At 38.0% G+C, this 14928-nt stretch carries 15 protein-coding genes; 2 read left to right on the top strand and 13 right to left on the bottom strand.

The window, feature by feature from the left end; genetic code table 11:
- Positions 1–32 precede the first annotated feature (32 nt).
- From B806_RS0115205 to B806_RS0115185, 5 genes are all read right to left on the bottom strand, one after another.
- Positions 33–389, bottom strand: coding sequence for a hypothetical protein (locus B806_RS0115205; RefSeq protein ID WP_017386854.1), 357 nt, complete (start codon positions 387–389; stop codon positions 33–35).
- A gap of 81 nt (positions 390–470) precedes the next feature.
- A complete protein-coding gene (locus tag B806_RS0115200; RefSeq protein ID WP_025466025.1) occupies positions 471–1403 on the bottom strand; it encodes a Dyp-type peroxidase in 933 nt (310 codons plus the stop codon).
- A gap of 143 nt (positions 1404–1546) precedes the next feature.
- Positions 1547–2329, bottom strand: a complete 783-nt coding sequence (locus B806_RS0115195; RefSeq protein WP_079380954.1) for a glutathione S-transferase N-terminal domain-containing protein — start codon at positions 2327–2329, stop codon at positions 1547–1549.
- 21 nt (positions 2330–2350) lie between these two features.
- Positions 2351–2857: a ribonuclease E activity regulator RraA gene (gene rraA / locus B806_RS0115190; protein WP_005076226.1), complete on the bottom strand. Its 507-nt coding sequence runs from the start codon at positions 2855–2857 to the stop codon at positions 2351–2353.
- Between the two features lie 12 nt (positions 2858–2869).
- Positions 2870–3535, bottom strand: a complete 666-nt coding sequence (locus B806_RS0115185; RefSeq protein WP_017386851.1) for an NAD(P)H-binding protein — start codon at positions 3533–3535, stop codon at positions 2870–2872.
- Positions 3536–3747: 212 nt separating this feature from the next.
- Between B806_RS0115185 and rpsT the strand changes: the two genes are divergently transcribed.
- On the top strand, positions 3748–4014 hold the full coding sequence (gene rpsT / locus B806_RS0115180; protein ID WP_002117906.1) for a 30S ribosomal protein S20: 267 nt from the start codon (positions 3748–3750) through the stop codon (positions 4012–4014).
- 57 nt (positions 4015–4071) lie between these two features.
- Here the strand turns inward: rpsT and B806_RS0115175 are convergent, their stop codons facing one another.
- Both B806_RS0115175 and B806_RS0115170 read right to left on the bottom strand, forming a co-directional pair.
- Positions 4072–4806, bottom strand: a complete 735-nt coding sequence (locus B806_RS0115175) for a histidine phosphatase family protein (RefSeq protein ID WP_002117975.1) — start codon at positions 4804–4806, stop codon at positions 4072–4074.
- Between the two features lie 57 nt (positions 4807–4863).
- A complete protein-coding gene (locus tag B806_RS0115170) occupies positions 4864–5721 on the bottom strand; it encodes a 3'(2'),5'-bisphosphate nucleotidase CysQ (protein ID WP_017386850.1) in 858 nt (285 codons plus the stop codon).
- A 294-nt stretch (positions 5722–6015) separates the two neighbouring features.
- On the opposite strand from B806_RS0115170, the gene B806_RS0115165 reads away from it, so the two are divergent.
- The gene (locus B806_RS0115165; RefSeq protein ID WP_005069482.1) at positions 6016–6384 is read left to right on the top strand and encodes a hypothetical protein; all 369 of its coding nucleotides are present in this window, start codon (positions 6016–6018) and stop codon (positions 6382–6384) included.
- A 59-nt stretch (positions 6385–6443) separates the two neighbouring features.
- Here the strand turns inward: B806_RS0115165 and B806_RS0115160 are convergent, their stop codons facing one another.
- The 6 genes from B806_RS0115160 to B806_RS0115135 all read right to left on the bottom strand — a co-directional run bounded on the left by B806_RS0115160 (position 6444) and on the right by B806_RS0115135 (position 14915).
- Positions 6444–7103: an SOS response-associated peptidase family protein gene (locus tag B806_RS0115160; protein ID WP_031944704.1), complete on the bottom strand. Its 660-nt coding sequence runs from the start codon at positions 7101–7103 to the stop codon at positions 6444–6446.
- A gap of 107 nt (positions 7104–7210) precedes the next feature.
- Complete coding sequence (locus B806_RS0115155; protein WP_017386848.1) at positions 7211–8944, bottom strand: ABC transporter ATP-binding protein; 1734 nt, start codon at positions 8942–8944, stop codon at positions 7211–7213.
- A 12-nt stretch (positions 8945–8956) separates the two neighbouring features.
- Positions 8957–10099, bottom strand: coding sequence for an ABC transporter permease (locus B806_RS0115150; protein WP_017386847.1), 1143 nt, complete (start codon positions 10097–10099; stop codon positions 8957–8959).
- Positions 10100–10106: 7 nt separating this feature from the next.
- The gene (locus B806_RS0115145) at positions 10107–11045 is read right to left on the bottom strand and encodes an ABC transporter permease (protein ID WP_000881922.1); all 939 of its coding nucleotides are present in this window, start codon (positions 11043–11045) and stop codon (positions 10107–10109) included.
- Between the two features lie 12 nt (positions 11046–11057).
- On the bottom strand, positions 11058–13091 hold the full coding sequence (locus tag B806_RS0115140) for a M3 family metallopeptidase (RefSeq protein ID WP_017386846.1): 2034 nt from the start codon (positions 13089–13091) through the stop codon (positions 11058–11060).
- On the bottom strand, positions 13092–14915 hold the full coding sequence (locus tag B806_RS0115135; protein ID WP_017386845.1) for an ABC transporter substrate-binding protein: 1824 nt from the start codon (positions 14913–14915) through the stop codon (positions 13092–13094).
- Between the last annotated feature and the right edge of the window lie 13 nt (positions 14916–14928).

The following is a 14928-nucleotide window of genomic DNA, read 5'->3' as shown; positions in this document are numbered from 1 at the left end:
CTTTTTTATATTTTTTAATCAATCAACTATGATTATTTATCACGCAAAAACAAAACGTAATATTGATTCAATATTTGTATAATCGCTTTGAGTTGAAGTAGTTTTTCTTGAGTATTTTCTAATCTTGCAACATAGCGCTGTGTTGCGATTTCTAGATCAATCTTTTCATTAATTTGTGGCGTAATTTGAAATAACTTTTGAAGATTATCAAAATTCTGTAATTTACGGTTTGAGAAATATTCAAGATGCTCTGACCACTTTTGATTAATCACTACATCATTAATGATAGGCCCACGTTCAGAATCAAATTTTAATTGATTCTCTTGCAAGTAAAGTTGTTCTGGCGTTTCTTTTGAGCCTTGAAAAAGCTGAGTTATCTTCTTAAACATTTCATCACATCATATTTATTTCAATTTAAATAATGGAAGTAATCTAGTCACTCCCATCATTTGAGTCTTCTAAATTAACGACTATTCATCGCCTAAATCATCAAGAAAATCTACAGTCGGTACAAAAAATAAAGTACCTGTTTGAGCAGTACTAAAGTCAAGCAACCGATCAAGATTACCATCCTCATTACCTAAAAACATGTTTTCAAGCATTTGTCGGGTTGTACTAAATTTACGCGAGTAACCAATAAAGAATGTGCCATATTCATTTCTAGACGGATTTGAAAAAGGCATATTAGCTCGCATAATTTTAAGCTCATTGCCTTCTGCGTCATGAGCTTTACTAACGACATTATGAGCCGTTAAAGGTTTTTCATCATCGCCGAGCTCAACATCATTGAACTTTTTACGGCCAATCACTTTTTCTTGTTCTTCATCTGTTAATGAACGCCATTTGTCCATATCATGTGTATATTTCTGGATAAAAGCATAACTTCCCCCGATAAAGTCAGGGTCTTCATCGCCTACTAATGCCCACTGTGCTGCAATAACAGGTTCAGGATTCTCTGTTCCATCCACAAAGCCAATAATTGCACGACCGTCAAAATAACGAAAACCATGAACTTCATCAATTGGATACGTTACTTTACCAAGCTGTTGATTAATTATATTGCCCAGCTCGTAACATAAAGTCTGACGATCAGCACGTATATGAAAAAATAAATCACCCGGAGTTGAGACAGCCGTGTATTTCGGACCTCTAATTTCTTGAAATGTTTGTAACTCTTGAGGCTTGGATTGCTCTGGAAATAATATATCCCATGCATTGGAGCTAAAACCTAAAGTAGCATTAAATTTACTATCTGGATAACGATTAAAGAGACTTCTGGTTAGTGCTGAAAAATTAGCAGCAAAATCTTTTACTTTTTCTACTACAGAATCACCTTGAGCTAGTCCCAATACAATAAATAATGCATTTTCACCAGGAGCACTCGTTACAGGTTGAATTCTCATACATTCCATAAAATATGCCTTTTTAGGTATTTAAGTTTATTAATTTAGCATACTCATATTTTTTTCATACAGCCTGTTAAGAAATCTGATGTTGATAAGAGTTTAAGTAAAACGCCTTAAACTCTTACTCAAATTAACCTTAATCAACATCCATATTGCTTTTTTAAATACTTTACGATTTGAGCCGACTCAAACATCTTCACTCCCGTATTTGGGTCTACCAAGTATGGTACTTGCATTTTACCTTGCATAATAGGCAACAACTTTTCTCTTTTTCCACCTTCTAAAGGTATATATTTCCCTGGTTTTAAGCGAAGAATAGCAGGTCCCATATCTTGCCATCTCTCTTTTGCCACATTATGCAAAATATATGGAAGCTCAAGTTCAGAGAGTAGGCTTCTTACAATTCGTGAATACGGACTTGCTTCAAAACTCCATAACTCAAGTTTTTGCTCAGGCGCAGCTCTATCAACAATTTTTTTATTTATCCATATTCCACGAGCTCCATTTAATATAGTTCCAGCAACTGCAACATAAGGCATGTTTGGATAACTCGAAAATTTCTGCGGTGTTTTCCCTGTCTTACCATAATGTTTAAATAAATGATGAATAATATCCTGTGATTCATATAGCTGATCGCCAGTATTTTCATCAATTAAAAATGGAAACTGCAATTTGCCGCCTTTTTCTTTTACAACTGAACGATACTTTGTTCCGCCTTTAGGACATGGATAAATTTCAACGTCCAGATTCAAAAGTGTAATCACTTCACGAACACGACGGCAAAATGGTGAACCTTCAAATTCATATAGTTTCAAAGCTTTTACAGGTTGTTGTGGAAATGCTGTTCCTGTAACACCTCTACCACCTTCAGCAATTGCAGATACAACTGCTTGAAGTACTTTAATTTGATGAATCACCATCATGCCTTCCTTTATATTAGAGAATTAGACTAATTTTTCTTTTGCTATCACAATCCCATTATTATCAGCATAGATAAAATCACCAGATTGAATTGTGACTCCACCAAAATACAAATTAATATCTACCTCACCAATGCCCTTACGATTACTTTTTTGTGGAATTGCAGCCAATGCATGTACTCCCAAATCTAAGGTCGCAAGTGCATCAACGTCTCGTACACAACCGTAAATCACCACACCATTCCAGTTGTTTTTAACTGCTGACTCAGCAATCAAATCACCCATGAGTGCACAGCGCATAGATGCACCACCATCCACAACTAATACTTTACCTGTACCATCTGTTGCCAATAACTCTTTTACACGTGAGTTATCTTCAAAGCACTTTACTGTTACAACCTGTCCCCCAAAAGTTTTACGAGCTCCATAACTTTGAAAGAACTTGCCATCCATTGATGGGATTACAACCTGTAAGCCTTTTTCAGGGTTATCATCTAATAAATCACATGTTACAAATGGTACTGTCGACACTTTAATACTCCCTTATCGAGTTTGTTGTATGCTCAGATTATCATATCGTTTAAAGGCTTCAATTTGCGTTAGCGCCGCTACGACCATCGTATGAGCCAATTGCTCGACAGTTACTGGCTTATATTTGAATGGCTTTTGAAATTTATTCTCAATAAGTTTAAATAGACTCTGCCCTAAGTCTTCAATAAACCGTACATCGCTGCGTTTACCAATCAGTAAAGACGGTCTAAAAATAGATAGTTTTTCGAGTTCTAAGCTCTCAATATAATCCTCTAACTGTCCTTTCACTTTATTATAGAAAATTGGAGAATTTGCATTTGCGCCAAGAGCACTCACTAGCAATAGATGAATATGTTTATCTTGCACTAAATCTGCTAAATGAGCATTGATTTCATAATCTACAGCGTAAAAAGCCTGTTTTGAACCAGCCATTTTTAATGTTGTTCCAAGACAGCTAAATGCATGGGTATGGCCATTCACATCTTCATCATTGAGTAATAAAAAATCCTCTATAACGAGTTGAGTAACTTTTTTATATGTATTAAGTAGTTGTGATTCTTTTCTGACCACAACAGTAATCGCTTCAAATTCCGGAGTTTGCTCAAGCTGTTCGACAAGCGCTAAACCCACAAGTCCCGTAGCACCTATCACAATTGCTTTTTTAGTACTTATAGTCATTTTTTATCCAACCCTCTTTAAGTTTGTATCAAATTTAACCTTTTCTTACCGTTTTAGCAGCCCCTAAAACCGCTTAAAATGCTCGCAAGGCTTGACTTCACGGTGTTGATTCATCACAATATGGCACTTGTTTACGGGCTGGTGATGGTTACACCAGTTTACTGAATTGACCACAGCCCGCCCAGACCAACTTATTTTCAAGGAGTGCAAGAGTGGCAAACTCTGCTCAAGCTAAAAAACGTGCGCGTCAAAACGTTACAGCGCGTAAACACAACGCAAGCTTGCGTTCTATGGTTCGTACCTACATCAAACGTACTTTAAGTGCAATCGCTGGTGGTGATTATGCTGTTGCTACAGAAGCTTACAAAAAAGCTGTTCCTGTAATCGACCGCATGGCTGATAAAGGCATCATCCACAAAAATAAAGCTGCTCGTCATAAGAGCCGTTTAAATGCTCAAGTTAAAGCGTTAGCTAACTAATTTGAACATGTAAAAAAAGCCCAATAGGGCTTTTTTTATTATCTATCGTTTTTGAGCTTATAGCACTTTATGAAATTTAGCTACATTCAGCTCATAGGCTTTTCCTCTCCAAATCCACTTTAATTTACAATTTGGAAACTCTTCACCTTCAAACCATACAAATAATCCTTCCATCATTTCCGGCCAGTCTTCTTTCTTAATTTTATTTTCGCCAGAAATTACAGCAACAATGGCTGCAATAATCGTGTCATGACTCACGGCTAAACTAAGACCGCCTTTAGTTTTTGGATGAGTCCGGTAAATAAGCTCTAGTACATCTAAAACACCTGTAATGGGATGTTTCATACCCGGTAATGCATTATTTACAAAACTATTAATAAAACCTAAAGCACCCTGCTTTTTAAAATAAGGAGCAGCTTGTTGTATATCCAACACAAAGCTACCCGGTTCAACAAGTAGCCCTTGCTCAATAATTTCAATCGTATGAGTATTTGATTGGGGACTTACATCGTCAGCCCCTTCAATCATGAGTGCCGCCGTATCGACACAGCGTTGTATTGGACTTGAAATACAATGCTGAATAACACGATCTGTATTTTTGATTAAGTAATTACCCCATGCCTGCGCAAGCTCACGTCCTTGAGGAGTAAGTTGGAGATCATAACCAGCCAAGCCCTGCCCATCTACAAGTTCTCTTAAAGAATGGCGCGTAAATAAGGTTACAGGAGTTGAAGCATCGGGCAATAAATCAATTGCTTCAAACATACTTTTAGGCAATAAATCGAGTGCCATCTTTATCTTGTCATCTTTTTTCAATACTTTGCCACTATAACATGTCTGGCATAACTCTCAATCTATAACACCTGATTGGGCTAATGCTTCAAATGCTATTTTTTTGCTTTCCTGATCACGAAAAGCGATAAAGCCCTTATTTAAAACCGTGCTTCTTTGGTTATATTCAAAAGGTTTTCCATCAAGAGTAAGTAAACCACCGCCTATACTTTCTAAGAGACCTTGACCAGAACTGGTATCCCATTCAGAAGTAGGATGAAAGCGTGGGTAAATATCTATTTCACCTTCTAACATCATGCAAAACTTATAGGCACTCCCAGCTTCTCGTCGAATAATACGATGTTCTTTTTCTATAGGTTGAATAAATTTTTGGTATTTTGGATTTTTACTACCGTGACTAAGTCCTATTTGTATAGGGGCATCTAACGAAGTTGAATTGACCTGATATTGATACCATTGTTGTTGGCTAAAGCTATATTTAAAAGGTAAATCTTGCAGATATCCTAAGTACACAACTTGTTCACATGGCACGGCAATAACTGAGAAAACTGTTTCTTTACCGTTGATCAAGCTTAGATTGATCGTAAATTCATCACGTTCATGTATAAACTCTTTCGTACCATCAAGCGGATCTAACATCCAACAAGTAGACCAGTCATGACGGGCACTATAATCACTTTCTTCAGACAATACAGGTAACTCTGGAGTAATCTCTGCAAGATGCTTTAATAAAAATCTATTTACCTTTAGATCTGCTTGGGTTACAGGTGAATCATCTTGCTTTTCATGAATAGTAAACTCATAACCCGCAGAATAGTTTTGATATTCTTCTAGTAAAATCTGACTCGCCTGTTCCAGAATAGGCAGAAGTTGATTAATTAAATTATCTTGTGGGCGTGTAGTTGTTATAAACATAAATATGCTCTACATAGTTTCACTTCTATTATAGGTGAATTATGAACAATTCTATATTCGCCAACAGTTTGATTTACTAAAATAGTAATTTATCTTAATCATTAGGCCATTGCTTTCCACCTATGCTATTTAGGTAATATGAATAATTTTAATATTTATAAAAGTCTTTATTCCGTACAAAAAACAATCTATAAGTTATGAAAAATAAACAACTTAAATCAGATTTATCCATTTCCTTTTCATATATTTCTTGGTATGTTCAAGAACACAATAACAAGATGGAAGAAAGTGCACATGATGCTATATGGATATCATTTCTCTACAATAGAACATAACTGGGAAGACCTTAAGCCCTTAAATGAGTTTCTACAAACATTTGCAGATGATGATGGTGATGTTTCAACACGAGATAAAGAATCTCTCAAAGAAATCATAGCAAAATCTGATACAGCGTTGGCTCTCGCTAGAGAAATGGGTTGGGATGGTAGTTATACTGGCTGCCCTTATCTATTCTGGTTACCAAGTAAAAATAGCCAATCTTTTGAATATGGTTTTGTATTTAAACAGACCTCAGATAATACAACTTTTGTGATTTCACCGATTGAGTTGAGCTATTTAGCTGAAGATTCCGAGGTACAAACACTAAGTAAAAATATTGAATAAGTGATATAGGTTATTGATTCAAATTTGAGATCAATAACCTCATCTTAATTTTAGATAGATTAGTCAAACATACTTAACTGTGGTGTAGGTTTTATAATTTTTTCTTTTGGTACATGAGAGCATTCAAACTCTTCAACTGGAAAGCCTTCGATAAAGCTGGAAATATCTGGTGTTTCTAAACTTAACCATTCATCTAGTCGTTCATGTGGAATCACAATAACTGATCGTTTAACATCGCCTGGCTCATGAAAATCTTTCATCATCGGATGGTCTATAGCATCCATCGTCAACATGCTTGCAGAACGAATAATCGTTTCATTTATTTTGCAAATTTCATAGATTGCTGCAATGAAAAAAGCCTGACCATCTTTACGGCGTACACCCCACCGCTCAGGTTTATCATTTATATACTTACTTTCATAAAATTCGGTCACTGGAATCACACCGAATTTACATTTAAGTGCGGCTTCTTGAAAGCTAGGTTTTTGGAAAATAGTCTCATGGCGGGCATTGTAGGTATGTTTTGCTATATTTGTATCTTCAGCCCATTTAGGAACCAATCCGAACATCACTTCACGCCACTCAAGCCCTTGTGGTGATTTAAATAATAGTGGCATTGTTCCTGCAGGATAAACCTCTTCGGCATAGCTAAAGCCGACCACAGGCAACTGAAGTCGCTGTAATTGGGCAAGCGTTAAAGGTTTAAAATTAGCGCACATAACAAGAATAAAATACTCTACATTTACTTCTTTTATTTTATAAGCATTTACCACATAAACCAAATAAAAAGGCACTCGAAAGTGCCCTTAACGACATAACTTTACGCTTATGAAACGTGTTGAATCCCTTGAGGAATCGCCTGTAATAGTCGTTTAGTATAATCATGTTGAGGATGTGCATAGAGTTCATCTGAATTGGCTATTTCAACAACCTCGCCATGATTCATGACCATGACCTGATCAGAGATATACTTCACAACCGATAAGTCATGTGAAATAAAGATGTAGCTGAGCCCAAACTCATCTTGTAAATCTTGTAATAAGTTAAGTACCTGCGCTTGGACTGAAACATCTAGCGCAGAAACAGATTCATCACAAATCAAAATTTCAGGCTTTAGCGTTAAACAGCGTGCAATAGCAATACGTTGACGTTGTCCACCTGAAAACTCATGTGGATATCGGTAGTAAGCTTGTTCAGGCAGATTCACTCGCTCAAGCAGTCCAAGGGCAATTTGTTTACGCTCTGCATCATCTTTACCAATGTTATGAATTTGCATAGGCTCTAATAAAATCTGTCCAATGGTAAAGCGTGGATTAAGAGACGCATAGGGATTTTGAAAGATGATCTGGATTTTCCGTTGATATTTAGCAAACTCTTTTTCAGTTAATGAAAGAATATCTTTACCTTCGATGAAAGCCTGTCCACCAGAGGCTTGATGTAAGCGCATGAGCAATAACCCAACAGTCGTTTTACCGGAGCCCGACTCTCCCACTAAACCAAGCGTTTTTCCCTTAGCGAGTTTAAAAGAAACGCCTTTTACTGCCTGAAACTCTTCTTTGCCAAATAACCCTTTACGGCTATAAAAGCTTTTTTTCAGATCTTTTACTTCTAAGATGATTTTCTCATCACCAATTAAACCACGTTTGCGCTCGGGAATTTCTGAGACATCAAAACTTTGTTCGACCAATACATCGTCTTCTTGACGCATAAAATCGCTCGTTACAGGCAAACGATAAGGTCGTTGTGACATTTGCGGGCGGCAATATAACAAAGCTCTCGTATATACATCTTTAGGTTGTTCAAGAACCTGTTCAGCAGCACCTTGCTCTCTAATTTCGCCATGACGCATTACAATGACTTTATCTGCAATTTCACCGACCAATGCCAAATCGTGGGTAATAAAAAGCATCGACATTTGACGGCGCTTACGCAATGACTCGAGTAAATCAATAATTTGCTTTTGAATCGTGACATCAAGGGCCGTAGTCGGTTCATCGGCAATGAGCAGTTTAGGCTCACACGCAATCGCCATAGCAATCATGACACGTTGTTGTTGACCACCCGAAAGTTGATTTGGATAGGCGTCAATTTTAGTTTCAGGTGAAGGAATACCTACTTCTTTAAGCAACTCTAGAACGCGTTGCCGAGCCTGTTTACGGCTCAACCCCATATGCAAACACAACACTTCTGCAATTTGGTTGCCAACCGTAAAAACAGGATTTAATGATGACATCGGCTCCTGAAAAATCATCGCAATATCTTTGCCACAAATTTTACGCATCTCTGTACGAGATAAGCTCAGTAAATCTTTGCCTTCAAATATAATTTTACTTTGCTCATCAATTTTACTCTGACCTACAGGCAGTAACCCCATAGTTGCCAAAGAAGTAACCGATTTACCGCTACCCGACTCACCTACTAAAGCAACCGTAGTATTTGCAGGAATATCAAAAGTAATTCCTTTTACGGTTTCAATATATTGCTTATCTTCACCTTTAAAACTTACTCGTAAATTTTTAACATGCAGTAACGGTGCATTCTTATTTTCTTGTTCTAACATTTGACCTTCCTCTTATTTTAGCTTTGGATCTAACGCATCACGAAGTGCGTCAGTAAACATTGAAAATGCCGTAACCAAAACAGCCATTGCGACAGAGGCTGCGACAAGCTGCCACCACTTACCTAAAAGAAGTTCACTTTGTGCTTCATTTAACATACTTCCCCAAGACACTACGCCTACAGGCACACCGAAGCCCAAGAAACTCAAAATAACTTCAGATTTAATAAAAGAAACCACCAAAATTGACATTTGGACCAAAGCGATATGGCTGACATTTGGGAAAATATGAATGAACATACGGCGGAAGTGACCAACACCAATTGCTTTGGCAGCAAGAACGTATTCACGTGCATTGTGTTTCATATATTCAGCACGAATTAATCGATAAACACCCGTCCAGCCCGTTAAACCCAAAATCAGAACAATAGATAGAATGCCTTTTTGTTGAAGTACTGCAGCAATCGCGAGAACTAATAACAAATATGGAATTGAGGTAAAAATGTTATAAAACCAGTTGAGAATATCATCAACCCAACCACCGAAATATCCAGAAATTGCGCCTAAAAGTGTACCAATTCCTACTGCAAGTAAAGCCGATATCACCCCAACAATAATTGAAGTTTCAGCACCTTTAATTGTTTTCTTTAAAACGTCCTGTCCCCATTTATCAGCTCCAAACACAAGGGTACTTTTCAGTTCTGCTTGTTGATCAAGTAAATGTCCTCCAAGTTGCTGATCGATCGTTTTCATATCATCGGCTAATGGGTCAACTACACCATAATAATCAATTGCACTTCCCGCACTCTTTTCTTGTTTAATTTCATCCTTAAGCTTGTTAATTACATCTTTTAAAGGATCGACTGGATTTTCTGGTAACTCTTCTTCAATCGCTGCCGCCTTTTGCCCTGCATCTGTTGTCTTATCTGCCCCTATAAATGTAGGCGGTGCATAACTTACGGCTACCTCTTTATTCCAGTCAGATGCAATCACGCCCGTCATTGATAGAACCAAGATAATAAAATAAAGCAATACAATCACTAGCGATGACATTGCGATCTTGTCGGCCCGAAGACGACGCATGGCAAGTTTCCACAGGCCAGATGAATGAGCTTCGGCTTTTGTTTGTTGTTTTCTTTTTGATAAAACGCTCAGCATAGCCCACCTACTTCAACTGTACACGTGGATCAACCACTTTGTAGACCAAATCGGCAATCAGGTTAAAAATCATAGTTGCAGCGGCGATGTAAACTGTAATTGCCTTAATAACAGGAAAATCACTCCGCTCAACTGCAATAATCACCTCTCGACCAATCCCGGGAATACCAAAAAAACGCTCAATTAAAAATGCGCCTATGAGCAATGCAGGTAAAGTTGACATCACATCGGTAATAATAGGAATTGAAGCGTTCCGCAGTACATGTACACCTAAAATTCGGCTTTCACCTACACCTTTAGCACGTGCTGTTCTAACATAGTCCTGATTAATTTCATCAAGCACAAAGCTACGATATAAACGTAAAGTCGGTGCAATACTCACCACCAGCATGATTAGAATTGGTAGTAAGGCAAACTTAAATAAGTTATCAGTAAAGGTGTCGCTCCAGCCTTGCACAGGAAACCAACTTAATTGATAAGCCAGAACATATTGAAAAACGATAATGTAAACTAAGATGCTGATCGACATGCCAATAGTACATAGCATCATGACCATACGGTCGGTTAGAGAGCCTCGTACCGCAGCAACAGCCAATGCCAAAATAATTGAAATAACCGTCTGTAAAATAGTCAGTGGGATTAAAAGCGTAAGCGAGGGTCCTAATCGGGTTAAAATAATTTGAGAAACGGGTTCGCCAGTACTCCAACTTGCACCATAGTCAAAAGTCAGTATTTGTTTAATGAAAATCCAGAGCTGAACGTAATAAGGTTGATCTACACCTAGCTGCTTACGAATGTTTTCTATCTGCTCAGGATTAGACATCTTGCCCGCTAAAATATAAGCAGGATCGCCACCTACCCAGTTAAAAAGAATAAAAATAAGTAAGACTACCCCCAACATAGTTGGAATCATCTGCCATAACCGCCGAATAACATATGCCAGCATAGTGATAATTCCTTATTTAACCCGTTGTCCGGTAATTTCGTTAAAGAATGCTTTATTGTCAGGATCACGACCGAGGAAATCTTTAACTAATTCAGCTGCTGGTTTTTGGCTACCTTGCGATAAGATCGTTTGACGGTAACGTTGCCCTACTTGTGGGTTATTAAGGTTATCCCCATAAGCAGAAAGCATGTCTAAAGCTAGAACCTCAGACCACATATAGCCGTAATAACCTGCTTGATAACCGCCCATCAAATGCCCAAACTGCCCCGGAAATTCGGTTGTTGGTACATAACCTAAAGCTGTAGCAGCTTCCATTTTTTGCCAATTTTCTAAAGGTTTTACTTTTAATGCATCAGCAGTATGCAATGACATATCGTACTGTGCATAAAGGGTCTGACGCGCATAACGCAAGCCACGACCATAGTTATGTACAGCTTTTAAACGGGCAATTAACTCATCGTCAACACGTGGGCAGGCTGGATCACAATAATCGGCCACTTTAGATAAAGTCTCTTTACGGCGTGCCCACTCTTCATACATTTGAGATGGCGCTTCTACAAAATCACGTTCTACGGATGTTCCAGACTGACTGGTATAGCGGGTATTTGACAAAATGCCGTGTAAAGCGTGGCCAAACTCATGGACAAAAGTTTCAAGCTCATCGCTATTTAGCCCTTTACGGTTAAAATTGGTGACTAATGCTGAAACTGGTAATCGATTGGTTAAAGTGCTGCCACCGTATACTCCCCAAACGGCCGCATGGCCATACTTCCCTTCACGAGGGAATTTATCCATATATAAGCCACCAAGAAGCTTTCCTGTTTTTTTGTCAACCACATCGTAATATTCAACTTCATCCTGCCATGCTTTAACTTTGACAGGTTTAAAATCAATACCATAAAGGTCAGATGAAATAGCAAACAACCATTTTTGAGCAGCTAAGGTTGGAAAATAATCACGAAGTTTTTCCTGATCGATCTGATATTTACTCTTACGAAGCTTTTCACTCCAGTAAGCTTCACTCCAACGTGTGATCTCGGTTTTTTCTAATGGTGTTTTTAATGTTTGTGCTTTAAATTCCCGGAGTTCTTCTACTTCTTTACGTTCAAGTGGCGCTACTGTTTTTTGGACTTCTGCTAAAAATTGATTTACAGCCTCAGGCGTTTTAGCCATACGGTCTTTTAAAACCCAATCTGCATAACTTGCTTTTCCAAATAACTGAGCAAGCTCATAACGCAAATCAATTGCCTGTTTAAGTAGTTTTAAATTTTGTTCAGTACCCCGTCGCGTAAAGGCAATTTGATATCTTTTTCGGGCATCATCATTATCTGCCAACTCCATAAAAGGACGATATTCCGGATATTCAAAACCTAATAAATAGTTGCCTTTAGCATTTTTCTTTAATGCTGAAATATAACTTTGAGGTAAGCCTTTCATCTCTTCAGGAGTAAACTCAAGTTTCTCTGGATTATCACGGACGTTACGGGCATATTCTTGTTCGAGTTTGGTCAACTCATCCAGAATAGCTTTCATTCGTGCACGTTTTACTGGCTCAAGTTGAACGCCTGTGTCTTCAAACTGATCTAAGATATCTTGACGATATTTTTGGTCTATCGGATCAGTAGCTTTTGTATTCTTAATGACGTTATATAATTTTGAATTTTGAAATATATCAGTATGAAACTGATTAATTTTGATTTCACAGTCTTCTGCTGCCTTACGTAACTTTGCATCTGGGTCTACGTTACTATATAGACTTATAGGACCTGAGAAATCTTCAAAATGCGCAAAAACTTTATCCCATTTTGCCAATATAGGTGCCGCTGCTGCATTATCTTTAACAGGTGTTTTTTCAAAATTTGAAATCTCTTTCTGAATCTTTTTTAAATTCGCATCACACCATGCTGGAAGTTGTTGTGCTTTAAGTAATGGCAAAATAGGACGTGTTGTCTCTGCCATTGCAAACTGACTTACACCTATGGTCAACATACATAAAGTTGTCATTTTCAGTGTATTATTTTTCATCGTATCTCCAATTTTTTTCATTTAATGATTAGATTTAGTATTTGTATCAATATCGAAATACATCCACTCTGCATGTAAAATTGGATGCTTCTTATATCCAATGATTTTTGGTTGAGCCAGCATATTCCGGTAGCGTGCATAAGAGATTTGGACAGGCATATACACTTCTAACAACCGTGTCATTTTTCGATAAAGTGCATCTCTCTCAGCACCTGCTTGCATTTGTTGCGTTTGGCGATACAACTGATCAAACTCTGGTGTAGAACCACAAGACCAGTTCGTCATATGTGTATTGGGTCCATAAAAATTCTGCATAAAATTATCACCATCTGGATAATCGGCTATCCATGCAGAAGACCCGAACATCCCTTCACATTGTTTTTGCGCACGAATAAGATCTGCAAAGAGCATGGGTTTAAAGACCATACGGATATTCAAACTATCAAAATTTTTCTTCCAGAGTTCAGCGCTTTGCTGGCCAATACTGTCACTACGCGCCATATATTCAATGACCAGAGGTTTCCCATCTGGTTGAGTACGCCAACCTGAGGCATCTTTTTTATAGTGATATCGATCTAATAGTAAATTTGCTGCTTTCACCGAATATGGGGTACTGGTTCTGTATTGAGGGTCATTACCCACTACACCTGGTGGAATTGGAAAATGTAGACGCTGTGCATCATCATTTCTTACTAGTTTAATTTCTTGATCTATCGAACGAGACATCGCAATCGCACGGCGTAAAGCAATTTTTTCTTTACTCATTCCTCCAACGACTGGATTTTTAAGATTCCAATAAATATAGCTAATTTCGGGGTCAACAATGCGAGATAACTGCACACCTTCTTTAGCAAGTTCAGATCTTAGTTTGCCGTCTTTAACCGCTTTTGCGACCAGTTGGCCTTCAAGCTGAAATATATCAACCTCACCACGCTGAAATGCTAGCCACCGCGATTGGTTTTCTTCCATCACCTGAATATCAATTGTGCCGATTTGGGGCATTTTTTTACCTTTAAGGCGTTTTACCATTGCCTGATCTTCAGGGCTGCTGGCATTAAAGTTCCAAGTAAAGCCACGATAATCAGGATTCGCTTTTAAAACAATACGCGATGCTGGTACCCACTTGCTCAGCACATAAGGACCTGTACCTACAGGATGGCCCATTACATAACCAGCTTTGTCTTTGTACTTTTCGATAACTTCACGTGCCACCGCACCTGTCGGGTCATGGGCCAGTAATAAAGGAAAGTTATAGTCTGGTTTAACTAAACGAATCACCAAAGTGTATTTATCAGGTGTTTGTAAACCACTAACCTTTTGATCATAGTTAAATTTTCCGGACTTATTGGCTGCTTTCACTAAAGCATCCATACCTTCAATTTTGTTTTCTAATAACCAGCTATTTGGAGAGCGCAGATTCGGGTCCAATAAACGCTTAAAAGAGTACGCATAATCATTGGCTGTTAATTCTCTAGATTTGCCTTTAAAAACAGGGTCTGGTGTAAAATAAATTCCCTTCTTAATACGAATGGTATAGGTCAAACCATCGGCACTGACTTCTGGCATAGCGGTTGCTATTTGCGGAATAAGTTTTGCCGGCCTTGCTAAATAATCATAGGTATATAGAGTTTCAAATATCGAAGTGGTTACATGCGCCGAATATAAATCATGGATATAAGCCGGGTCGAAACCTGTCTCAGCAGTTGGAAATACGTAACGTAAAACTTTATTCGGATCGGCTGGGCTTTTCGCAAAAATACTTGTAGATCCCGTTAAGGCCATACTAGCGAATAGCAAGCTGATACTACAGTGCTTGAGCTTTTGTTTTAAATTTTCAGTCATCATGATCTTTATCTAA

Source organism: Acinetobacter sp. TG2027, assembly GCF_000302435.1.
Taxonomy (GTDB): Bacteria; Pseudomonadota; Gammaproteobacteria; order Pseudomonadales; family Moraxellaceae; genus Acinetobacter; species Acinetobacter pittii.
Note: the sequence above shows the minus strand (reverse complement) of the source record. Positions and strands in the feature narration are given on the sequence as shown.